Source organism: Priestia sp. FSL W8-0001 (genome assembly GCF_038050335.1).
Taxonomy (GTDB): domain Bacteria; phylum Bacillota; class Bacilli; order Bacillales; family Bacillaceae_H; genus Priestia; species Priestia flexa.
Window position 1 is genome coordinate 2,838,222 of the sequence record NZ_JBBPAL010000001.1, and the last position, 23,126, is coordinate 2,861,347.

The 23,126-nt window shown below is 38.9% G+C and carries 19 protein-coding genes and 3 pseudogenes; all 22 read right to left on the reverse strand.

All coding sequences use genetic code 11. The features are described 5' to 3' along the window. Nucleotides 1–6: 6 nt before the first annotated feature. Nucleotides 7–315, reverse strand: coding sequence for a YlxQ family RNA-binding protein (locus tag MKZ18_RS15060; RefSeq protein WP_078989371.1), 309 nt, complete (start codon nt 313–315; stop codon nt 7–9). After that, on the reverse strand, nt 312–587 hold the full coding sequence (gene rnpM / locus MKZ18_RS15065) for an RNase P modulator RnpM (RefSeq protein ID WP_025908945.1): 276 nt from the start codon (nt 585–587) through the stop codon (nt 312–314). The genes MKZ18_RS15060 and rnpM overlap by 4 nt, the downstream gene beginning before the upstream one ends. Nucleotides 588–599: 12 nt before the next feature. Beyond that, complete coding sequence (gene nusA / locus MKZ18_RS15070; RefSeq protein ID WP_025908946.1) at nt 600–1,715, reverse strand: transcription termination factor NusA; 1,116 nt, start codon at nt 1,713–1,715, stop codon at nt 600–602. Nucleotides 1,716–1,756: 41 nt separating this feature from the next. Then, the gene (gene rimP, locus MKZ18_RS15075) at nt 1,757–2,227 is read right to left on the reverse strand and encodes a ribosome maturation factor RimP (RefSeq protein WP_025908947.1); all 471 of its coding nucleotides are present in this window, start codon (nt 2,225–2,227) and stop codon (nt 1,757–1,759) included. Nucleotides 2,228–2,620: 393 nt separating this feature from the next. Then, nucleotides 2,621–3,136, reverse strand: a pseudogene (locus MKZ18_RS15080) (helix-hairpin-helix domain-containing protein); the annotation flags it as partial. A gap of 1,080 nt (nt 3,137–4,216) precedes the next feature. Continuing rightward, nucleotides 4,217–5,104: pseudogene (gene polC / locus MKZ18_RS15085) on the reverse strand (PolC-type DNA polymerase III); the annotation flags it as partial. Between the two features lie 112 nt (nt 5,105–5,216). Further along, nucleotides 5,217–7,040, reverse strand: a complete 1,824-nt coding sequence (ltrA, locus tag MKZ18_RS15090; RefSeq protein WP_061784568.1) for a group II intron reverse transcriptase/maturase — start codon at nt 7,038–7,040, stop codon at nt 5,217–5,219. A 726-nt stretch (nt 7,041–7,766) separates the two neighbouring features. Beyond that, nucleotides 7,767–10,679 (reverse strand): annotated as a pseudogene (locus MKZ18_RS15095) (PolC-type DNA polymerase III); the annotation flags it as partial. A 154-nt stretch (nt 10,680–10,833) separates the two neighbouring features. Further along, on the reverse strand, nt 10,834–12,534 hold the full coding sequence (locus MKZ18_RS15100; protein ID WP_025908952.1) for a proline--tRNA ligase: 1,701 nt from the start codon (nt 12,532–12,534) through the stop codon (nt 10,834–10,836). A 116-nt stretch (nt 12,535–12,650) separates the two neighbouring features. Further along, nucleotides 12,651–13,910 carry an RIP metalloprotease RseP gene (gene rseP, locus MKZ18_RS15105; RefSeq protein WP_340842375.1) on the reverse strand — a complete coding sequence of 420 codons (1,260 nt, stop codon included), beginning with the start codon at nt 13,908–13,910 and terminating at the stop codon, nt 12,651–12,653. A 76-nt stretch (nt 13,911–13,986) separates the two neighbouring features. Beyond that, nucleotides 13,987–15,138 (reverse strand): 1-deoxy-D-xylulose-5-phosphate reductoisomerase, encoded by a 1,152-nt coding sequence (gene dxr, locus MKZ18_RS15110; protein WP_025908954.1) that lies wholly within the window; start codon nt 15,136–15,138, stop codon nt 13,987–13,989. 77 nt (nt 15,139–15,215) lie between these two features. Continuing rightward, entirely contained in the window at nt 15,216–16,007 is a 792-nt protein-coding gene (locus tag MKZ18_RS15115; protein ID WP_025908955.1) for a phosphatidate cytidylyltransferase, read from the reverse strand. Nucleotides 16,008–16,024: 17 nt separating this feature from the next. Further along, a complete protein-coding gene (locus tag MKZ18_RS15120) occupies nt 16,025–16,807 on the reverse strand; it encodes an isoprenyl transferase (protein WP_025908956.1) in 783 nt (260 codons plus the stop codon). A gap of 139 nt (nt 16,808–16,946) precedes the next feature. Beyond that, nucleotides 16,947–17,504, reverse strand: a complete 558-nt coding sequence (frr, locus tag MKZ18_RS15125) for a ribosome recycling factor (RefSeq protein WP_025908957.1) — start codon at nt 17,502–17,504, stop codon at nt 16,947–16,949. Nucleotides 17,505–17,506: 2 nt separating this feature from the next. Beyond that, complete coding sequence (gene pyrH / locus MKZ18_RS15130) at nt 17,507–18,229, reverse strand: UMP kinase (RefSeq protein ID WP_341344572.1); 723 nt, start codon at nt 18,227–18,229, stop codon at nt 17,507–17,509. A gap of 78 nt (nt 18,230–18,307) precedes the next feature. Then, nucleotides 18,308–19,189, reverse strand: coding sequence for a translation elongation factor Ts (gene tsf / locus MKZ18_RS15135; protein WP_025908959.1), 882 nt, complete (start codon nt 19,187–19,189; stop codon nt 18,308–18,310). A 103-nt stretch (nt 19,190–19,292) separates the two neighbouring features. Next, a complete protein-coding gene (gene rpsB / locus MKZ18_RS15140; protein ID WP_025908960.1) occupies nt 19,293–20,012 on the reverse strand; it encodes a 30S ribosomal protein S2 in 720 nt (239 codons plus the stop codon). A 158-nt stretch (nt 20,013–20,170) separates the two neighbouring features. Beyond that, on the reverse strand, nt 20,171–20,710 hold the full coding sequence (locus tag MKZ18_RS15145; RefSeq protein ID WP_025908961.1) for a hypothetical protein: 540 nt from the start codon (nt 20,708–20,710) through the stop codon (nt 20,171–20,173). A gap of 17 nt (nt 20,711–20,727) precedes the next feature. Further along, nucleotides 20,728–21,492, reverse strand: a complete 765-nt coding sequence (locus MKZ18_RS15150; protein WP_025908962.1) for a FliA/WhiG family RNA polymerase sigma factor — start codon at nt 21,490–21,492, stop codon at nt 20,728–20,730. Nucleotides 21,493–21,547: 55 nt separating this feature from the next. Beyond that, nucleotides 21,548–22,036: a chemotaxis protein CheD gene (locus MKZ18_RS15155; protein WP_061784570.1), complete on the reverse strand. Its 489-nt coding sequence runs from the start codon at nt 22,034–22,036 to the stop codon at nt 21,548–21,550. Next, nucleotides 22,029–22,688: a chemotaxis protein CheC gene (locus MKZ18_RS15160; RefSeq protein WP_144593593.1), complete on the reverse strand. Its 660-nt coding sequence runs from the start codon at nt 22,686–22,688 to the stop codon at nt 22,029–22,031. Before MKZ18_RS15160 ends, MKZ18_RS15155 begins: the two co-directional genes overlap by 8 nt. After that, nucleotides 22,675–23,106: a chemotaxis protein CheW gene (locus MKZ18_RS15165; RefSeq protein ID WP_340842369.1), complete on the reverse strand. Its 432-nt coding sequence runs from the start codon at nt 23,104–23,106 to the stop codon at nt 22,675–22,677. Before MKZ18_RS15165 ends, MKZ18_RS15160 begins: the two co-directional genes overlap by 14 nt. Nucleotides 23,107–23,126: the final 20 nt, after the last annotated feature.

Sequence of the window (23,126 nt, forward strand, 5' to 3'; positions counted from 1 at the left end):
AAAAGATTAATCGAGCATCGTGATTAGCTTTTTGGCAAAGCCACTATCCATCACTGCAACGACAACACGTGCATCTTTACCGATTGCTTCTCCTAAAACGTAGCGATCCACAACGGTTCGAACCGGAACTTGATAATACGTGCATTTGTCGATGACTTTTTTTGTTGTGTTATCTGATGCATCACCGGCTAAAAGAACAAGCTTTGCTTTTTTTTTGCGCACTTCTCCTATTACAAGCTCTTCACCAGAAATTAATTTACGTGCTCGATTTGCAAGTCCTAAAAAAGAGAGCCACTTTTCATTATTCAATGTCATTGCTTCTCCTTCTCTACAAGCGTCAACAATTCATCATAAACTGCATCTTCAATCGGTGCGCTCAAGTGAGTAGATAAGACATTTTTCTTTTTTGCTAATAAAATGGCTTCTTTATCTTTACTTAAATAGGCACCGCGCCCGGACTTTTTACCCGTTAAGTCAACCGAAACTTCACCTTCTTTAGAGCGTACAACGCGTACTAGCTCTTTTTTAGGCATCATTTCACCAGTGGCCACACATTTTCGCATCGGGACTTTTTTACGATTGTTCATTTGGCTCACCTCTTATTCCATGTCATCTTCGTCTGAATCAAATGCATGTTGACTCACTAACATGTCATCACTTTTTTGAATATAAATACCTTCTTGCTCGGCTTCGGATTGACTCTTAATGTCAATTTTCCATCCTGTTAACTTAGCTGCTAAACGTGCATTTTGTCCACGTTTACCGATTGCTAATGACAGCTGGTAATCTGGCACGATAACCGTTGTTGCTTTTTCCTCTTCATCCACCATTACTTCTAATACTTTTGATGGACTTAATGCATTTGCCACAAATTCTACCGGGTCATTTGACCAGCGAACGATATCAATTTTCTCACCTTTTAATTCATTCACAACAGCCTGAACACGTTGACCTTTTGGTCCTACACAAGAACCGACTGGATCTACTTCAGCATATTCTGAGTGAACAGAGATTTTAGAACGATCGCCAGCTTCACGTGCAACTGACTTTAATTCAACTGTACCATCATAAATTTCTGGTACTTCTTTTTCAAATAAACGCTTAAGTAATCCAGGGTGTGTTCTTGAAACGTAAATTTGAGGACCTTTTGTTGTTTTTTCCACTTTTGTGATATACACTTTAATACGGTCATGTGGTTTATATTGTTCGTTGGGCATTTGTTCACTTTGTGGCAATAGAGCCTCAATTTTCCCAAGGCTTACATAGATAAAGCGTGAGTCTTGACGCTGAACAATTCCTGTCATGATGTCTTCTTCACGATCGCTAAACTCAGAATAGATAACGCCACGCTCTGCCTCACGAACGCGCTGTGTTACAACTTGCTTCGCTGTTTGTGCAGCAATGCGACCGAAGTCTTTTGGCGTTACTTCAATTTCTACAACGTCGTCTAATTGAAAGTTAGGATTAATCCCTTGGGCTTCTTCAACTGAGATTTCCAAGCGTGGATCATACACTTCATCTACAACGTCTTTACGTGCGAATACGCGCATTGTTCCTCGATCTAAATTTAAATCAACACGCACGTTTTGCGCTTGATTAAAATTGCGCTTATAAGCAGAAATTAACGCTGCTTCAATCGCTTCAATAATAACATCTTTACTAATGCCTTTTTCTTTTTCAAGAACTACCAAGGCATCTAATAACTCACTGCTCATTTTGGTTAATCCCCCTTTAATATTCACTAGTTGCTAATGCGTTAAAACACAATTGCCAGCCTAGCAAACGCAACTTTTTCATATGGTAATTCCACTGTTTTTGTACGTGTTTTAATGCGAATTGATAACGTTACTGTTGTACCGTCAAATGCTACTAGTTCGCCTTCAAACTCCTTTGCTCCTTCAATTGGCTCATATGTTTTTATGTATACATGCTTACCGATTGAACGTTCAAAGTCTTTGTCCTTCTTTAAAGGTCGCTCAGCACCTGGAGAGGATACTTCAAGAAAATAGTTATGTGTGATTGGATCAACTTCATCCATTTTCTCGCTAAGCTTTTCGCTTACAGCTCCGCAGTCTTCAATATCTACACCCGTTTCAGAATCAATAAAAACTCGAAGGAACCAATCGCGCCCTTCTTTTACATACTCTATTTCCACTAGCTCTAAGTTCATTTCTTCTAAAATTGGTGTAACCATTTCTTCTACTGTTTCTTTTACGCTTTTGCCCATTTCTAATCCTCCTTTCGAGACAACAAAATCTATGTCTCTTATCTAAAAAAGAGTGGACACATTTGATACTGTCCTTTCAATACCTAGTATGAAGCTGGTACATACGCACGATATACTAATGAGTAAGAATGATGAAAATAATAATGAATGTTTTCAATTCATATCGCCGTGATACAGTCCGGTACTTAAGTTTCGATGCTAGAACGTCTCGAGTCAAAAAGCATGCACGTACAGAAAAAACGAATCATGCTAACCGCCGATTCGTTTCCCATACTCCTTACTAGTTCGTAAGTTCATATCAATAAGAAAGAGCGGGTTTCCCCACTCTTTACTCGTCCGTATCCTTAGCATTTCCACATTCACTATATCATAACCGCTTATTTTATGCAAATGTTAGAAAAGTGAAAGTTGGTTTTGATCTGGCAAGCTTTCTAAGCAACCGTGATTGTCTAAATACTCTAGAATTGTCTTTGATACTTTTCCCCTTTGCTGTAGATCTTCTTTTGATAAAAACTCTCCATCCTTGCGAGCTTTCACAATATTTAAAGCCGCATTAGTACCCAATCCTGGAATGGAATTAAATGGTGGAATTAACGATGTACCATCAATAATAAACTCATCTGCACTCGATTCATACAAATCAACTTTTTTGAATGAATAGCCACGCTCACACATTTCAAGCGCAAGTTCAAGCACTGTTAATAAGTTCTTCTCTTTCGGAGAAGCATCAAGTCCCTTACCATTGATTTCTTCCATTTTCGCCCGAATAGCAGTCGAACCCTTGATCATTGTGTCAATATCGAAGTCATCGGCGCGTACTGTGAAATATGCTGCATAATATAAAAGCGCATGATGAACTTTAAAATACGCAATACGTACAGCCATTAAAACGTATGCTGCTGCATGGGGTAGCGATAGGTAATATTCCCCTCAGCCTCACCTGTTCGGGTTCCATTTTCCCCCGCTTCACACCGTACGTGAACCTTTCGATTCATACGGCGTTCCATCGAACAACAACCAAATGTTACTTCACTAATTTTTCCCGAAATGAAAGTATCTTTTTAATTTGTTTTTGCTTATAACCTAAGCTAAGAAGCTTGTCTTCATTGCTTCTAGCTACTTCAATAATCCCTTGGAACTTAGGTTGCTTTCTCTCAGCGATTGCGGCTTTCGTTACCGCGTATATTGTATCTCTGAGAGTTTGAAACTCCTCTTCCGATTTCGGTATGCTAAGTTTTATAGATGCTCGCTCCTTTCACAAGGATACTTGCATCTCGGTACTTTACTCTCAACGGAATTTCTTAGCAGTTAGTGAATGTTGGTTGCTCCTTTTCTTGAGTCCGACTATGCCCCTTCGCTCCACTTCCATTACAGAAGCTTCAACACTACTACGGGCTGCCGCCAGGTGTATGAAGAGAGTCATTTCCTACTCTCAGGGATTTCACTTGGCTCCTGCCATCCATCCTACACCCTTCACACGTTCCACATGAAATTATCCCTTCTTTAGTGGTGACCTTAGGTGTCCTCTCTGACCCGACATTTAGCTTAATCTAACAGGAGTTTAAAGACTTCAGCCGAACAACCTTTAATGGTTGAACGCAGATATTCCCCCAAAAGATAGGTAATCCGCAAATGTTCCATCGCAAGCGATAGCCTCAGCTTCTCAACTGAGTTGTCCTTACGAGCCTTTCCATACGAGGATTCGTTGCCTCACCATAGCCACTTTTTGGGACCCCCGCCTTTACTCACGTCTACGTGTCACGCTTTTAAGACGAACCTTAGCGAGCTCTCTTACAGTTCAAGCCAGGAGACCATTCCTGCAAGTCGCGGTGCTCAGGGGGTTTCACCGTATCCTGTTACGGTAGGAGGGGATTTCACGCCTCCGACTCATTTCATGTAGTTCTCATGTAGATTTACTGTCTTTGTATCTACACGGGCTTGTCTTTATCCAACATTTCTGTTGGGGTTAAACGAGCAACGTGTCGCACCTTTCGGGAACATGTACTTAATCTTTTTACACGAATCAATGTACCAATCTGGCACGCCGTTTTTAATCATTTCTTCTTCGAATTCAGGGGTCAACCCTTTCCCTTTACGAACTGACTCCATAATTTTAAACGCTAAGGAAGGCTCTAACCCTTGATAAATTAAATACACCATAATATCATCACGACAGCCAATTACTTCACTTAGGTTACAAATATTATTACGAATTAACTCTTGCGCATTTCCTAGCCATACATCCGTTCCGTGAGATAGCCCAGAAATTTGAACAAGTTCTGAGAACGTAGATGGTTTTGTATCCTCCAACATTTGGCGAACAAATCGAGTACCGAATTCAGGGATACCAAGAGTTCCTGTTTTACACATAATCTGCTCTTCTGTTACACCTAAAGATTCCGTTCCGCTAAAGATCTTCATGACTTCAGGGTCATCTGTCGGAATGGTCTTTGGATCAATTCCACTTAAGTCTTGTAGCATACGAATAACCGTAGGGTCATCGTGCCCTAGAATATCAAGCTTTAAGAGATTGTCATGAATAGAGTGGAAGTCAAAATGAGTTGTACGCCACTCAGAGTTTCGATCATCTGCTGGGAACTGAATTGGTGTAAAGTCATAGATATCCATATAGTCTGGTACAACGATAATTCCTCCAGGGTGCTGACCTGTTGTTCGTTTTACTCCTGTACACCCTGCTACTAATCGATCAACTTCTGCATTTCGCAAATGCAATTCATGATCTCCAGCGTATCCCTTTACATATCCATACGCCGTTTTCTCTGCAACGGTACCGATTGTTCCAGCACGGTATACGTTGTCTTCTCCAAACAGCACTTTTGTATAGTTATGCGCTCTTGGCTGATATTCACCAGAGAAGTATGATGATAGGTAAGCATTTGAAGTTATCTCCAGCTTTTCCCCCATCTCACACCGTACGTGACCCTTTCAGTGTCATACGGCGTTCCATCGTTAACATTGTCGAAGTTACTCAGCTAAGTTTTGGATTTCCTACTTCCGTTCTTAACTGATTTAGGTTTTTAATTGCTTTTAAATCAAAAGTTTCAAGTATTGCTTTGTACTTTGGATTTGTCGTTGGATTGTTATTATGAATTAACATATGGTAGTCTTTTTTGATAATTATTAGATTATCGTAGTCATCAGTTCCGCCTTGGGCAGTTGGTTTCTTGTGGTGACATATTGCATTAAACGGGGTTAATCTTTCACCCGTTATTCCGCAGCAACCTTTCTGGGCAACGTATTTACTTAGACGATTGTCTTCGTATTTTACGCTCTTGGACTTATAAGTACCTTTTCTAAACATTTCAATTTCAGTAACGGATACGTTTTTAATCTCTTTGTGAATGGCTTTTCGGTCTTTAGCATTATAGATTGTAAATTCTGGCTTGCGTTGACCTCGGATATCGTGTTTAACTGCTTCCATCGGATATACTAAAATGCCATTACTTTTAAATCTAGGACATCGGTAACCAGTGTAAAATTTTTCAATCACTTTGTTTTTCTCTTGAGTAAAGTTAAAAATATTTCTGTATAAAAGTGATTTAATATTTTTGTGTACTCTATGCCTTATATCATTAAAGTCTTGGGATACTCTTGTAGCTATTCTGTAATAGTTCTGCATTCCAAGGATATTGGCGTTGTACATCATAATCTTTTCTGGTGTAGGACTTTTTCTTATCTTTACTAACTTATGCCTAATTACTTCTTCTACCTTATTTTTAGATTTAGGACACATTTTTGAGTTTACTATATATCCTGTTTTTCCAGTTCCCTTTTTAACGGCTCTGAACCGTACTCCCAAAAAGTCTGTACCATTTTTTCGGATATTTGTGATTTTGCTTTTCTCTTTGCTTGTCTCTAAGCCAAGTCTTTCTTGTAACCATTTTTCGACGGCTATTTTGATTTTCTTGGCATTATTGTATGAGTTCGTAAAGATTTTAAAGTCATCCGCATATCTTACTAGGTACATCGGTTTGAGTTTCGTCTTTTTAAGAGCATCTGTTTTGTTTCGTTTTAATTTATAAGGTATTTTCGTAGGTTTTGTTTCCCATTGGTTTGATATCCACCAATCTAACTCGTTTAATACAACATTTGCGAGTAGTGGTGATAATATCCCGCCTTGTGGCGTGCCTTTCTCTGGTACTCCAATTCCTTTGACTTCGGCTTTCAGCATTTTCTTAATAATTGATAATACTTTTTTGTCCCGTATCCCGATGGTCCATAGTTGTTTGAGAAGCTTGGTGTGATTAACATTATCGAAAAATCCTTTTATATCTACATCAACCACATAATGATTGAAGCTGTGATTTACTAGATGATAACATCTAGCCAAAGCGTCGTGGGTACTTCTTTTCGGTCTAAACCCAAAACTATTTGAGTTAAACTTTGCTTCCACAATAGGTTCAAGAATTTGCAAAAACATCTGTTGAATTAATCTGTCCTCTATTGTGGGAATTCCAAGTGGTCTCTTATCGCCATTAGGTTTAGGTATCAATACCCTTTTAACAGAATGTGGTTCGTAGTATTTAAGTCTTTTTCTTGTTATTGCAACAAGCTTGTTAATATCCATTCTTTGTAAATATTTAATGGTATGTCCATTTGTGCCTTTTGTTTTGCTTCCAGTATTACTTTTGATATTTCGATACGCTAATCTAATGTTCTCTTCCGATACAATAAAATCATAAAGGTTTTTAAAGTATCTACCATTTGCGCTTTCTTCATAAAGATTATCCAACTGGCCTTGCATACCAAAGTATTCGTTATTTCTCAACTTTTGTATCATTAAGTCAGTCAACTAATCACTTCCTCTCGAAAGTTTTCGTTTCTTTAAGTCTTACTAGAACCTGACTTTTGTAGGTTTGTTTCGACGTTAACGACTAATGCCCTTCCCTCAAGAGTGTTTTATCCTCCGACTTATTGGTTATTCAGTCATCATAGGCAATCTTGTAAGCGGTACTACGGCATCACTGCCACTTCCATAAATCTATGTTATAGCTGTTACTTTTCCATAGAAACACTTTTAACGAAGTGCAACCTTCTGATGTGTTGGAAGCTTCTCACGTTCCACTATTTCTATCTTTACATAATCTACTTAGGTTCCCCCTAAATCCCGTTGAGCTTGACTGTGCCTGTAACACAGTATGGACTTTCATAACCAAACGTTTACTCATCCACACTCAAAATTCCTATTAGGAACCCATATCATTTCTGATATGTGACATTCACGAGAAGTCAATCGAGGGTTCGTCCCAGTTATTCTACTGATTCTAACCATATAGATTTTATAGACACCAGACCTATCGTTCACAGAAGCTTTATAGCTCCCTTTCCTCAGCCGTACTGTTAGGGTGACCTTCAGCCTACTTTAGCGGGCTTCAGACAAAAGTTGTTTTTGCATTACTTCTTATGCCTGCCGCAGCTTCAGTGAGTGTGTTTCAGGGCGTTACCCCATCATTCCACACTTCGAAATAGTAGTTCTCCTAGCATTATAGCTAGTGGCTAATCTTTTCAATTAGCAACGTGACGCACTCAAATCGATATCCGGTACTTTATCTCCTTTGAAACCAAGGAACGTTTCAAACGGAATGTCATGTCCGTCTTTTTTATACGGAGTGCCACATTCGACGCAACTTTTATCAGGGAGGTCAAATCCAGAACCTACCGAACCGTCATCAAAAAACTCCGAATGCTTACATGAAGGGCAAACATAGTGCGGCGGCAGTGGATTTACTTCGGTAATTTCCGTCATCGTCGCTACAAATGAAGATCCGACAGAACCACGCGACCCAACGAGATAGCCGTCATCTAGCGATTTCTTTACAAGCTTATGAGAAATTAGATAAATAACCGCGAAGCCGTGACCAATGATACTTTTTAACTCTTTTTCCAACCTTGCTTCAACAACTTCAGGCAAATCGTCTCCATAGATGCTTCTAGCCATCGCATAGCTCATCGCCCTCATTTCTTCATCGGCACCTTCAATTTTCGGCGTATATAAGTCGTCTTTAATCGGCTTAACTTCTTCAATCATATCAGCAACTTTTTGCGTATTGGCTACGACAATTTCCTTGGCTTTATCAGCACCTAAAAATGAGAAGCACTTCAACATTTCATCTGTTGTGCGGAAATGAACGTCCGGTAGCTGATGACGATTAAGCGGATTAGCGCCACCCTGTGAACTAATTAATATTTTTCGATATATTTTATCTTCTGGATTCAGATAATGAACGTTTCCAGTAGCAACTACAGGCTTCTCTAACTTTTCACCGAGCTTCACAATATTGTTAATAATGTCTTTTAACGCTCGCTCATCTCGCACCAGCTCTAGTTCGATGAGGTGCTTGTAGTTTTCAGGCGGCTGTACTTCAATGTAATCATAGAATTCTGCCGCTTCTTGCACTTCATCGATACCTTTTTGCATCATTCCTTCGAATACTTCACCGCGGTCGCAAGCAGTCCCGATTAAAATCCCTTCTCGAAACTTTTGAAGTTTGGAACGCGGGATACGCGGTACACGATAGAAATAGTTTAAATGAGACATTGAAATGAGCTTAAACAAGTTTTTTAAGCCTGTTTCATTTTGAGCCAACATCGTTACATGATACGGGCGTGCGCGCTGGTAAGCATTCCCTTCTCCCATATAATCGTTAAGCTGATTATGATTTAAGATATCACGTTCAAACGCATCTTTTAACATTTTGACTAGTAAATAACCAGTTGTTTCAGCATCATAAATCGCACGGTGATGCTGGACTAGCTCTACATCAAACTTTTTCGCTAACGTGTTCAAACGATGATTTTTCATATGTGGATATAAAAACCTTGCTAGCTCTAAGGTATCAATCACACCATTTTGCACTTTTTCAAATCCAGCTCGCTGTAATCCTGCATTTAAAAAGCCCATGTCAAAGCTCGCGTTATGTGCAACTAAAATGTCATTTCCAATCCAATCGCTGAACTTCTTTAATACCTCTGAAGCATCAGGCGCATCTTGGACCATATCGTCTGTAATGCCCGTTAATTCAATTGTTGTAGCTGAAAGAGGGTGATGCGGGTTAGCAAAGCTTTCAAACTTATCAATGATTTCTCCCTCTTTCATTTTAACAGCAGCCAGCTCAATGACCGTGTCATACACGGCTGATAAACCAGTTGTTTCTACGTCAAATACGATATACGTGGCATCTGGAAGCGAAACATCTTGAGGATTATATGCAATCGGCACACCGTCATCCACGAGATTTGCTTCGACACCATATAAAATTTTAATCCCGTTTTTCTTTCCCGCACCGTATGCTTCAGGGAAAGATTGTGCTACAGCATGGTCCGTTACGGCAATGGCTTTATGTCCCCACTTTTTAGCTTGACCAACCAATGTGCTCACCGATGTTACAGCGTCCATTTGACTCATCGGTGTATGGAGATGAAGCTCAACACGCTTTTCGTCATCAGAAGCTTTATCCTGTCTTGTAATTGGTGAAATTTCATTCACATCGTTTCCAATCATAACAAGATCGCGTACAAACGTATCATTTTGTACACTGCCTCGTACTTTCACCCACATGCCTTTTTTAATTGCTTGAAGCAGTGGAATATCTTCTTTATCGCGTGAGAACATCTTAATCATAATGGAATTTGTATAGTCTGTAATTTTAAAGATTAATAGCGTACGGCCGCTTCGAAGCTCTCTTGTTTCAGCATCAAATACATAGCCTTGTACAGCAATTCTCTTCTCTTCATCAACAATGGTATCAAGTGAGACCACTTCATCTTTAATTGTATAACCGATTGTAAGCGGACCTTTTGGTAAATCTGGCCCATCACTTTTATCGTTTTCTTTATTCTGCATTTCAGTAATGGCCTGAAGCACTTTTTCTGTATCTTCCTGCTTGCGCTGCTCAACAAACTGTTGAAAAGCTTCCTCAGAATGCACAACCTCTGTTACCAGCTGCATCTGTGGAAAACCATAGGACGAATACTGGTCGGCAATTAGCTGACCATATTTTTTTCGCAGAGCCGTTCCTTCCGCCTCATGTCTTGCATTTAATACTAGCTTTACACCATTTAGCGTTGGCCTTTGTCCTTGTAAAAGCGACATAAGTAAAGGCGAAATACCTTGAAGTTCACTGATACAATGTTGCCAGTAGCTTTGAATGTCGTCCTGTGTACATTCTTTCGTCTCTGCCGTAATAGAAAAAGAGACGTTTGCTATATGTGAGAAAGCTGACCGAATACGTGTTTGAAAAAGCTCATACACATTAAACGGAAGCACTCGTTGAAATTGAAAGTAAAAGTGCCATTTTTTTTGTTCTTTATTAATGACTACCTTCTCAATTGAGGCTTGGTCAAAATAAGGAACAACTTGGTCACTCGTTAACTCTAACTGCTGCAGCAGTAGCTTAAAACGCTCTTTTTTTCCTAGCGTTTGTTCTCCCAAAACTTCTGCCTCCTTTAAAAAATAATGCACTTCATTTTAACATAAACCTAGCATCGGCTGTTGACGCAATGCTTATAAAATCAAACGAAAATCGCTCAACTGCAAATACGAAACTTGTCATATTTGCATTGAGCGATTTTAAAATTAGCGTAAATTACTTAGCTAACATTTCCATAATTTTCGATTCTACTTCATCAACATGGACTTCAAATGATTCCCCTGTTTGACGCATTTTCACTTCTACAATTCCTTCTGAGGCACGTTTACCAACCGTAACGCGCACTGGAATTCCAATTAGATCTGAATCTGCGAATTTAACTCCTACACGTTCTTGTCGATCATCAAGCAGCACTTCTACACGACGATCTAATAGCTGGTTATATAACGTTTCACCAAGCTCGCGCTGCTCATCATTTTTCACATTTACCGTGATAACATGGACATGATAAGGCGCAACAGCTTGAGGCCACACAAAACCTTTCTCGTCATTAAACTGCTCAGCAATCGCTGCTAATGTACGCGATACACCAATTCCGTAACAGCCCATAATCATTGGCTGAGAACGGCCATTTTCATCTAGGTATGTTGCGCCCATTGCTTCGCTATAGCGCGTACCTAATTTAAATACGTGACCCACTTCGATTCCTTTAGCAAACTTAATAATACCTTGTCCATCTGGAGAAGCGTCTCCCTCTTGAATAAAGCGGAAGTCTTCATATGTTGCTGTAAAATCTCTCTCTGGATTCACGCCTTGGTAGTGAACACCATCTTCGTTTGCTCCGCATACGCCATTTACAACAGCTTTTACTGCATGATCTGCGACTACTTCAATCTTCTCGCTTACTTGAATAGGACCAAGTGAACCAATTTGAGCTGCCATCACTTCTTTTGCTTCCTCTGGCGTTGCAAGCTCAACAACTGTTGCTTCAAAATAATTTTTTACTTTGATATCATTAATCTCATGATCTCCACGAGCTAAGACCAACACAAAGCGATCATCTACCTTAAATAGCAGCGACTTAATGCATGATGATGCTTCGACATTTAAAAACGACGCAACTTCTTCAATTGTGCGCGCATCAGGCGTATTTACTTTTTCAAGTTCAACAGGTGCTTCGTTTGATTTCTTATACTGCGTTACGACTGGAGCCATTTCAATATTTGCAGCATAAGAAGATGTATCTGAATAAGCAATTGTATCTTCACCGATTTCAGATAGCACCATAAACTCATGCGTATCTTTTCCACCCATTGCCCCTGAATCTGCAATAACTGCGCGGAAGTTTAATCCGCAACGCTCAAAAATGCGGCTGTATGCTTCGTACATCTTATCATACACTTCATCTAAGCTTTCTTGTGAAGCATGGAAAGAATAAGCATCTTTCATCACAAACTCACGACCACGTAATAGTCCAAAACGCGGACGTTTTTCATCACGAAACTTTGTTTGGATTTGATATAGGTTTAAAGGTAATCTTTTGTATGATTTTACTTCATCACGAAGCAAGCTTGTAATAACTTCTTCATGCGTTGCGCCTAAAGCGAATTCACGGCTATGGCGATCGTTCATACGCATTAATTCTGGTCCATATGAATACCAACGGCCAGACTCTTTCCACAACTCTGCTTGTTGAAGTGCAGGCATTAGCAATTCAACTGAGCCAGCACGCTCCATTTCTTGTCTTACAATTTCTTCAACTTTTTGAAGCACTTTTTTACCTAAAGGTAAGAAGCTGTATACACCACTAGCATTTTGGCGAATAAAGCCTGATCTTACTAAAAGCTGATGACTTTTTACTTCTGCATCAGCAGGTACTTCTCTTAATGTAGGAATTAATGTTGCACTTTGTCTCATAACCTTGCACCTCTTTACTCACTTCTCTATTTTCATAGTTTATCACGCTTTTACAACCACAGTAAGCCCCTATTTACAGGGGCTTACCTTGTTCATCACGTATTCCCTATTTGTTTTTATAAAAAGAAACTTTGAATGTCATTCCACGTTACTACAAGCATTAATAACATAAGTAACGCAAATCCAATAAAGTGAACTACACCTTCTTTTTGACGATCAATCGGCTTACCCCGTACTGCTTCAACTGCAAAGAACACGAGACGTCCACCATCTAAAGCCGGAATAGGTAATAGATTCACGATTCCTAAGTTGATGCTTAAAACAGCCGCCCACTTCATTAGGTAGTAAATACCTGACTGTGCCACTTGGTCAGTAGCTGCATAAATACCAACAGGACCTGAAAGCATATCAAGTGAAAACTGTCCTGTCACTAGCTTTCCTAACCCAGTCACAATTTCTTTCATCCACGTTGCTGTTTCAGTTGCGCCGTTTGTGATAGAGCCAATTACCGACTTTTCAACAGGTGCATACACACCTATTAAACCGATTTTTTCTTCTCCCATTTCACGACTATCCGGTGTTACCTCTATTTCACGCGTTTCATCACCGCGATTAACAGTGAACGTAATCTCTTGCTCTGGATGCTTACGGATGACTTCAACAACATCTTGCCATGTCGAAACAGCTGCACCACCAATTGCTTGTACTTCATCACCTTGTTTCAAGCCCGCTTCAATAGCAGCGCCGTCCTTTGTTAATTCACCAAGTACCGGCTTATCAACTGCATAGCCTTGTGAAATCCCTAGCACCACAAAAATAACGAAAGCTAGCACAAAGTTCATTAAAGGACCTGCAAAGATAGCCATAGCACGTTGTCCCAATGTTTTGGAAGCAAATTGACGACTGTACGGTGCGATTTGAACCTCATCACCATCAACAATAAAGTACGACTCTTCAGCTACTCTAAAGGTGTGTAATCGTTCTTCATCTTCTGATTCATATCCTTTAATAACCATTTCATGCTCTAAGTCTGCATGCTCTACTTCAATCACTCTAGCATCTGGATATTGCTCTTTATTATTAATAATGACTTTTTCTACCTTTTCATCATTATTAAACAGTAAGCCAATAACCTGACCCGGTTTCACATCAATCATTTCCGGATCTTCCCCGGCCATACGTACGAATCCACCTAATGGCAATAAGCGAATTGTATAGACTGTTTCATCTCGTTTGAACGAAAGAATTTTCGGCCCAAAGCCGATAGCAAATTCACGGCATAGAATTCCAGCTCGTTTCGCAAAAATTAAATGCCCTAACTCATGGAAAAAGACAAGAGCACCAAAGATAATAATAAACGCAATGACCGTATTCAATGGGTATGCCCCCCTTCTTATGATAAGGTGAAACGTTAATCAGAAATGTACGCCTTCTTAAGTTATCATACTAACTTTAATTAGTACGAGCTAAAAGGTTTACAAGTTTTCTTGTTTCTAAATCTACTTCTTTTATTGTAGACAAGCAAGGATTTTTTATAACCTGATGCTCATTCATTGCTCGTTCAATCACATCTTCAATCTCTAAAAACGTAATAGCCCCATCTAAAAAGGCCTGAACAGCGGATTCATTTGCTGCGTTTAAAACCGTTGGCATCGTACCGCCTACTTTACCTGCTTCAAAAGCAAAACGCAAACATCTAAAGCGGTCTTGATCCATTTTCGAAAAGTGTAGCTGTCCAATATCAGCCAAGCTTAAACGATCTGTGCCCTGCAGCGGTAAGCGTTTTGGATAGGTTAACGCATATTGAATTGGCACGCGCATATCTGGTGTTCCAAGCTGTGCAATTACACTAGTATCAGCAAACTCCACCATTGAATGAATAATACTTTCTTTATGTAATAATACATCAATTTGTTCATACGGAATATCAAAAAGCCAGCGTGCCTCAATGACTTCTAGTCCTTTATTCATCATAGTAGCTGAGTCAATTGTAATTTTTGCGCCCATCGACCAATTTGGATGATTTAACGCTTCTTGAACGGTTACACCTTTTAACTCTTCTCTTGTTTTATCTCGGAAGCTACCGCCAGAAGCTGTTAAGATTAAACGATCGATTGCTTTATCATCTTGCCCTTGAAGGCTTTGAAAAATAGCTGAATGCTCGCTATCTACTGGTAAAATGTCCACTCCATACTCCTTAGCCGCACTCATAACAATATGGCCTGCTGTAACTAACGTTTCCTTATTGGCTAACGCAATTGTTTTTCTCATTTTAATCGCTTCAAGCGTTGGTACTAATCCAACACTTCCCACAACGGCATTCACTACTACTTCCGTTTCCGGGTGTGTCGCTACCGCCACCAAACCTTCTTCACCATACATGAACGTTACGTTTGGAAACTCCGCCTGCAGTGTTTCACTGTCTTCTTTGTTCATAAGTGAGACAAGAGATGGCTTACATACTTGAATAATCTTGCGTGCTTCTTGTACATTTCGACCAAATGACATAGCTACAAGTTCAAAAGAATCACAGTGAGCTTGAACAACGTCAACTGTTTGAAGTCCAATCGAACCTGTAGCACCTAATAAAGAAAGTTTCTTCAAATATATTCACTCCCATTACTTCAAAGACATGTTTTTACTGAGTAGACAAGCCTTAGCTATTTTTAATTATGGTTCTACTAGAGAGATAAAAGAAACGCCAGAATTGGCATAATAAATAGCAGACTGTCAAATCGGTCTAGTATTCCTCCATGCCCCGGTAAGAGTTTACCTGAATCTTTTACCCCATAATGTCGTTTAAATGCCGACTGTACTAAATCTCCCATTTGTCCAAACAAAGAGATGATGATTCCAATTAAAAGTACTGCGCCCATGGACTGCTCAATGCCCGACGTGACTTTAAAAATAACCGCAACTACTAATGCACATACTACTCCACCAACAAAACCTTCAATTGTTTTATTAGGACTAATCTCAGGCCACAGCTTTCTCTTCCCCATTGCTCGTCCGATAAAGTAAGCGCCAGAATCAGTTGCCCAAATTAAAAGAAATGCGAAAAATAAATATGTTAACCCATGCTCTGCACGAACTTCAATAAAGTAGTGAAAGCCCAGCCCTACGTAAATGGTCGTTAATAAAAGAAAACCTACGCCATCAAATGTAAATACATTTTTTACAACTACTGTATACATTAATAATAACAGCGTAGCAAATAGAGCTACTTCTACTTTATGTTCACTTACCATTTGAAATGCAACATCTGAGCTATTTGGTAGTAAAAACACCCACGTTAGTAGGAAACTGATAATGCTGGGAAAAGACAATGGTTTGATTTTTTTCATATTTAACAGTTCAACAACACCAATTGTTGCTAACAAATACATTAAAGCAGTAAATGGCATGCCACCAATCATGACAATAGGAACAAACACCGCTAGTGCAACAATGGCTGTAATGATTCTTTGTTTCATGTTAGTTCAACACCCTCTTAGACTCCACCAAAGCGACGCCCACGATTTTGGAACGCCTCAATTGCTTCAATTAAATGATTTTCTTTAAAATCTGGCCATAATACATCTGTAAACCAAAATTCAGTATAAGCTAACTGCCAAAGCATAAAGTTACTTAAGCGCAGTTCACCACTTGTTCGAATTAACAAATCCGGATCTTGTAAGCTCTTACTCATTAAATACGAAGAAAACAATTCGTCATTAATTTCAGAAGGATTTAAATTGTTAGATTCAACATCCTTCGCAATAGCCTGGACAGCCTTAACGATTTCATGTCGACTTCCATAATTAAGTGCAAAGTTCAAAATAAGGCCTGTATTATCTTTTGTTTCATCAATTGCCTTATCAACTGCACGTAATGTATGAGAAGGTAGTTCACTCTTATCTCCCATAATGCGCACCTGAACATTTTCTTCAATCAGCTCCGGTAAAAAAGTCGTTAAAAATTCCTCAGGTAACTTCATAAGGAATTCTACTTCCACCTTTGGTCGTTTCCAGTTCTCTGTTGAAAAAGCATATAAAGTTAGCGCTTTAACACCCAATTGACTTGCTGCTTTTGTAATTTGTCGAACGACTTTCATTCCCTCATGATGTCCCATCATTCTAGGAAGTGCTCTTTTTTGTGCCCAGCGCCCATTACCATCCATAATAATTGCAATATGTTCTGGTACAGCCTGCTTCTTCACTCGCTCTTTTCGTTCCTCAAAAGACTGTGTGCCTGGATCTTGACTTTTTTTCCATGCTTGAATTTTTTTTAACATGCAAAGGTCCCCCGTTGTATGTTCTCATTGACATTTTGTTCTTTGTCATTCGATATTTTGTCTTACTACACATTATTAACAAAAAAACCCCCTGTAAACAATAGAGGGTCTTTTACAATATATTTTACATTGAAATGACTTATACCGCCATAATTTCCTGCTCTTTATCTTTTGTCACGCTATCAACTTTAGCAATGTGGTCATCCGTTAACTTTTGAATATCATCACTATATCCGCGAAGATCATCTTCTGTAATTTCACCGTTTTTCTCTAACTTTTTAAGGTCATCGTTTGCATCACGACGAATATTACGAACTGCTACTTTCGCATCTTCAGACGCTTTCTTCACTGTTTTAACAAGCTCTTTACGACGCTCTTCTGTTAAAGCAGGAATTGATAAACGGATGATTGAACCATCGCTTGTTGGCGTTAGGCCTAGGTCAGATTTCATAATTGCTTTTTCCACTTCACCAAGCTGTGATTTATCATAAGGTTGGATTACCAACATACGAGCTTCCGGTACGCTAACTTGTGCAAGTTGATTAATTGGTGTTGGAACACCATAATATTCAACCGTCACGCGGTCTAATAATGAAGCACTCGCACGTCCAGCACGAATTGAAGCTAATTCACGACTATATGACTGAAGTGCTTTTTCCATTCTTTCCTTTGCATCTTGCAACACTTGTTTTGCCATCATTATTTCCCCCTTACAATTGTTCCAATATTTTCGCCTGTTACGGCACGTTTGATGTTTCCTTCTTCCGTAATCGAGAAGACGATTAGCGGAATATCATTATCCATGCATAGAGAAGAAGCAGTCGAATCCATTACAGCTAGTCCATCCTTTAAGACATCAATGTATGTTAATGTTTCATACTTTACTGCGTCTGGAACTAGTTTCAGATCAGCATTGTATACGCCATCAACATTATTTTTCGCCATTAGAATTACATCTGCTTCAATTTCAGCCGCACGCAACGCAGCTGTCGTATCAGTAGAGAAGTAAGGATTTCCTGTACCTGCTGCAAAGATTACAACGCGTTTCTTCTCAAGGTGACGAACCGCTTTTCTTCTTATGTATGGTTCAGCAACTTGTCTCATTTCGATAGATGTTTGAACGCGAGTTTGTACTCCAATGTTCTCTAAGCTATCTTGAAGTGCTAGTGAATTCATAACAGTTGCAAGCATGCCCATGTAATCTGCAGCTGCACGGTCCATTCCCATTTCGCTACCAATTTTACCACGCCAAATGTTTCCACCACCAACGACTACTGCTACTTCAACGCCTAAGTCATAAACGTCTTTCACTTGCTCTGCAACCGACTTAATGATAGAAGGATTAATACCAAATCCGTCTTCTCCTGCTAATGCTTCGCCACTTAATTTTAATACAATACGATTATATTTTGCTTGACTCATGCCTAACCTCCATCGTCAACGGTGAGATCCATTTTTTTGAAAAAGGGAACACAGAGTGTTCCCCATTTAATCACATTCTTACTTTTTAACTTGGCTCATTACTTCTTCAGCAAAGTTGTCTTGACGCTTCTCAATACCTTCTCCTACTTCAAAGCGTACAAAGCTCTCTACTGTTGCACCTTTGCTCTCAACGAATTGACGAACTTTTTGATCAGGATTTTTAACAAATGTTTGATCTAATAAGCAGATATCTTCGAAGAATTTACTTAAGCGACCTTCAACCATTTTTGCAACGATTTTTTCTGGCTTACCTTCGTTTAATGCTTGCTGTGTTAATACTTCACGCTCACGCTCAGTCTCTTCAGCAGAAACTTCGTCACGAGATACATATTTAGGGTTGATAGCAGCGATGTGCATTGCAACATCTTTTGCAGCTTGCTCATCAGTTGTACCAGATAATACTGTTAATACACCAATGCGTCCACCCATGTGTAAGTAAGCACCAAATGCGTCAGCATCTGTTTTGCTTACTACAGCGAAACGACGTAGAGAAAGTTTTTCACCAATTGTAGCGATTGCTGAGTTAATGTGCTCTTCTACAGTAGCTCCATTTTCCATTTTTTGAGCAACAGCTTCTTCAACGTTAGCTGGTTTGTTAGCTAAGATATGTGCAGCAAGTTCTTTTGTTAACTTCTGGAAACCTTCGTTTTTCGCAACGAAATCTGTTTCAGAGTTTACTTCAAGGATAACTGCTTCGTTACCTTGTGTTTCGATGTAAGTTAAACCTTCAGCAGCGATACGATCAGATTTCTTAGCCGCTTTAGCAATACCTTTTTCACGTAAGAAATCGATTGCTTTTTCCATGTCACCGCCAGTTTCAGTTAATGCTTTTTTACAATCCATCATACCAGCGCCAGTTTTTTCACGTAATTCTTTTACCATTTGAGCTGTAATTGCCATAATAAATAGCCTCCTTATTTGGGTATGTACTCTATATCAATTAATTAAATCTTTTCAAAAAAAGGTGATAAAAGGCTATTCCCTCTTATCACCTTTCGTGGAATTAAGCAGTAGTTGTTTCAGTTTCAACTGCTGTTTCTTCACCTTGTTTTGCTTCTAAGATTGCATCAGCGATTTTAGAAGTTAAAAGTTTCACAGCACGAATTGCATCATCGTTTGCAGGGATTACATAATCAATTTCGTCTGGATCACAGTTTGTATCTACGATACCAACGATTGGGATGTGTAATTTTTTAGCTTCTGCTACTGCGATACGCTCTTTACGAGGATCGATGATGAATAATGCATCAGGAAGTTGTTTCATATCTTTAATACCGCCTAAGAATTTCTCAAGACGCTCTAACTCTTTTTTAAGTTGAACTACTTCTTTCTTAGGTAGTACTTCAAAAGTACCGTCTTCTTGCATTCTTTCGATGTCTTTTAAACGCTTAATACGTTTTTGGATTGTAGAGAAGTTTGTTAATGTACCACCTAACCAACGTTGGTTAACGAAGTACATACCAGCGCGAGCTGCTTCTTCTTTAACAGAATCTTGAGCTTGCTTTTTAGTACCTACGAATAACATAGTACCGCCATCAGCAGCTAATTCTTTAACGAAGCGGTAAGCTTCTTCTACTTTCTTAACTGTTTTTTGAAGATCGATAATGTAGATACCGTTACGCTCAGTGAAGATATATTTCTTCATTTTTGGGTTCCAACGGCGAGTTTGGTGACCGAAATGTACACCAGCTTCTAGTAATTGTTTCATTGAAATTACTGACATGTGTTTTTCCTCCTAATGGTTTTGATTATCCTCCGCTCATTTCATCTTTAGCCAAAACTACAAAGCGTAGCACCAATGACTAAATCAATGAGCGTGTGTATTAACACCAAAAACAAATATAGCACACTCACTTTTCACAAGCAAGCCTAAAATGCAGTTTATTGTTGAAATTTCAACAATAACTCAATTTCAGTTTTTCCTCTATATAGATTTTTCGCAATTTCTTCGATTGTTAAACCTTTTTTTTGCAGAGAAAGCGCAATTTCTTGTACTTCATTTCTAGATAATTTACTAGCTTCTTCCTTTGTCAGTTCGTTTTCACTTCTTTCAACTTCTTCGGTCATCTCTTGTTGAAGAAGTTCTGCAAAAGACTCTTGTGGTTCGCTTTTTAAATCTATTTTTTGATAAGCAATATCTAACTTTTCTTTCCCTTCCTCATCAGAAGGTGGTTTTGTTATAGACACACCTGGCTGTTCAGCTTCTATTCGCTTCATTCTTTGCTGCACCTTTAGTAGAAAAGCATCGTTTTGAGCATCCACTTCCGCTAAATAAGTCGCCATTGTGCTATCCATTTCCTCTATTATTTCACGCTGTTTTTTTTCTAAAGCATTTACCGAATACAGTTGCTGACGCAACCGCCAAATAACTAGAAGCGTCACACTGTGTAAAACAAAGCTAATCATTAATAAGATATACATTGTAAAATCCCTCTAACTTACATCATTTTATTTAACGTATTTCTTAGTTTGAACAAAGCTTTTGAGTGTATTTGTGAAATACGTGATGTGGATAAACCTAAAACGTGTCCAATTTCAGTAAACGTCAATTCTTCTTTATAAAATAATGAAATGACAAGCTGCTCTTTCTCATTAAGCTTTTCAATTACCCGAACCAGTTCCGCAAAGTATTCTTCTTTTAAAAGATGGTCTTCAGGAGTAATCATTCTCTCGTCACGGATTGTATACGATTGGTGGTCACCTTCATCATGCTCTTTTATTGGTTCTTCAATTGATAAAACATTAGCGAAAAAACCTTCATTCATCACATGAATGACTTCTTCTTCTGTCATCTTTACTTCACTAGCAATCTCTTGAACAGTAACATTTCGTAAATAATGTTGTTCAAGTTTTTCAATCGTATGCTCCACTCTTTTGGCTTTTTCACGTGCGCTTCTAGAGAGCCAATCTTCTTTTCTTAATCCGTCTAAAATAGCACCTCTGATACGGAACGATGCATACGTATCAAATTTCAAATCACGTTTATGGTCAAATTTTTCAAGTGCATCATACAACCCCATTAAGCCAAGGCTTTTTAACTCTTCTTTATGTACATTTCGAGGTAAACCCACTCCAATTCGTTGCACATGGTAATTGACAAGCGGCATATATTGCTTCACAAGCAAATTACCAGCCTCTTCATCTCGTTCTTTTGACCATTTTTCCCACCGTTTCTTTTCATCCATTACATTTACACTTGTCATGACGGCTTCTCCCCCTTCTTTCGTACAATAAATAGCTACCCTTTTAGCTTACTGGCTAGATTTCAACCACACCTTTGTTTACCGTTCGAACCATTAGTCGTGAAGTTGTGGGATCGAATTCAATTGTTCTGCCGTTTGTTCCTCCCACATCTTTTGATATTAACCTAATATGATGCTGTTTTAACTCCTGCTCCACAGCTATAATATTTCGAGCGCCAATTTTCATAAAATCATTATTTGAAGTAAATTGAAACATCTGCGCACCACCTGCTATTTTGGCACATAAGCGTCTTTTATTTACACCTAAATGTACGAGCATTTCAATCAAATCAATAATGGCTGTATCTGCATACTTAGCCCGGTTGAATGACTCTTTCACATGCCGAGAATCCGGCAGCATAATATGAGCTAGACCCGCTACCTTTAAGATGTCATCATATAATACAACTCCTACGCACGAGCCTAATCCTGCTGTGCGAATTAAATCAGGTCCTTGCACAACATTCATATCTGAAATACCAACTTTTACAATATGCTTATCCATGCAATGGTACTCCTAATGCTTGAAATAATGGTTGAATAGAATCGTTGTCTGGAACAAGGAGGAAATTCCCTTTCATAACGGAAGAGTGCGCTTGTTCTTGTAACATTGTTTCAATTATTAAAACCGATTCCATCTGATACCCTTCTTCCAGTAATCCACTCGTCATCGTAGCACCAAGCATATCTACACAAACAGCTGGTAATGAAGGGTAGATGTGAAGGTTTGTTAAATCTGCAAGAGCAGTTAAATAGGAGCCACATAAAATATTCCCTATTTCATATAGCGTAGACCGCATTAATTCTGATTCAAGGAAATTCAAACTTTCAATTTCTATTGAAGGTTCATCTAATAAATAGCCTAGTAATGTCTTCGTATCATCTACTGATAATAGAAAAAACAAGCTACCTTGAATATCTCCTTTAATCTGTAATAATAGCTGCACTACTACTCGCTCAGGACCTCCAATTTCTTCAACCGCTTCGTTTATATCAGTAACTTTTACGCTTGGAAGCTGCATCTCAATTCTTTTTTTTACCAAATGAGAAAGGGCCGTGGCTGAATTAGCAGCTCCAATATTTCCTATTTCTCTCAAAACATCTAAATGGATTGCGTCAAACTTCAAATTGTCTAAGTTGGTTTTATTCTTGGTCATCCAAACCTAAAACCTTTCCTAAATTCACTAGTACTATTAAACGCTCCTCTACTTTTACAACACCGCTTATATAATCAGCTTCAATACCTTCGATGACTTCAGGTGCTGGTTCAATATGGTCATCATAAATATCTAACACATCGTTTGCTGCGTCTACGATTAAGCCAACTTCAATATCGTTTATTATGACAATAATAATTCGTGTATGATCTGTATGAGTTTGCTCTTGCAAGCCAAACTGCTTTCTCAAATCTAGAATTGGAATTACTACTCCACGTAGGTTGATGACGCCGCGCACATATTTTTCTGTTCGAGGGACTCGCGTGATATGTTGCATTTTCTCAATTGATTTAACCTGCTCTACTGCAATTCCATACTCTTCGTTCTCCAGCTGAAATACAATGAATTTTGTCTCCATTTCGCTCTCCTCCACTACGG

What these genes read in the sequence shown, in the direction of transcription:
- MKZ18_RS15060 (WP_078989371.1), bottom strand. Translation starts at nt 315, where the DNA reads ATGACATTGAATAATGAAAAGTGGCTCTCTTTTTTAGGACTTGCAAAT.
- rnpM (WP_025908945.1), bottom strand. Translation starts at nt 587, where the DNA reads ATGAACAATCGTAAAAAAGTCCCGATGCGAAAATGTGTGGCCACTGGT.
- nusA (WP_025908946.1), bottom strand. Translation starts at nt 1,715, where the DNA reads ATGAGCAGTGAGTTATTAGATGCCTTGGTAGTTCTTGAAAAAGAAAAA.
- rimP (WP_025908947.1), bottom strand. Translation starts at nt 2,227, where the DNA reads ATGGGCAAAAGCGTAAAAGAAACAGTAGAAGAAATGGTTACACCAATT.
- MKZ18_RS15100 (WP_025908952.1), bottom strand. Translation starts at nt 12,534, where the DNA reads ATGAGACAAAGTGCAACATTAATTCCTACATTAAGAGAAGTACCTGCT.
- MKZ18_RS15115 (WP_025908955.1), bottom strand. Translation starts at nt 16,007, where the DNA reads ATGAAACAAAGAATCATTACAGCCATTGTTGCACTAGCGGTGTTTGTT.
- MKZ18_RS15120 (WP_025908956.1), bottom strand. Translation starts at nt 16,807, where the DNA reads ATGTTAAAAAAAATTCAAGCATGGAAAAAAAGTCAAGATCCAGGCACA.
- frr (WP_025908957.1), bottom strand. Translation starts at nt 17,504, where the DNA reads ATGGCAAAACAAGTGTTGCAAGATGCAAAGGAAAGAATGGAAAAAGCA.
- pyrH (WP_341344572.1), bottom strand. Translation starts at nt 18,229, where the DNA reads ATGAGTCAAGCAAAATATAATCGTATTGTATTAAAATTAAGTGGCGAA.
- tsf (WP_025908959.1), bottom strand. Translation starts at nt 19,189, where the DNA reads ATGGCAATTACAGCTCAAATGGTAAAAGAATTACGTGAAAAAACTGGC.
- rpsB (WP_025908960.1), bottom strand. Translation starts at nt 20,012, where the DNA reads ATGTCAGTAATTTCAATGAAACAATTACTAGAAGCTGGTGTACATTTC.
- MKZ18_RS15145 (WP_025908961.1), bottom strand. Translation starts at nt 20,710, where the DNA reads ATGTATATCTTATTAATGATTAGCTTTGTTTTACACAGTGTGACGCTT.
- MKZ18_RS15150 (WP_025908962.1), bottom strand. Translation starts at nt 21,492, where the DNA reads ATGACAAGTGTAAATGTAATGGATGAAAAGAAACGGTGGGAAAAATGG.
- MKZ18_RS15155 (WP_061784570.1), bottom strand. Translation starts at nt 22,036, where the DNA reads ATGGATAAGCATATTGTAAAAGTTGGTATTTCAGATATGAATGTTGTG.
- MKZ18_RS15160 (WP_144593593.1), bottom strand. Translation starts at nt 22,688, where the DNA reads ATGACCAAGAATAAAACCAACTTAGACAATTTGAAGTTTGACGCAATC.
- MKZ18_RS15165 (WP_340842369.1), bottom strand. Translation starts at nt 23,106, where the DNA reads ATGGAGACAAAATTCATTGTATTTCAGCTGGAGAACGAAGAGTATGGA.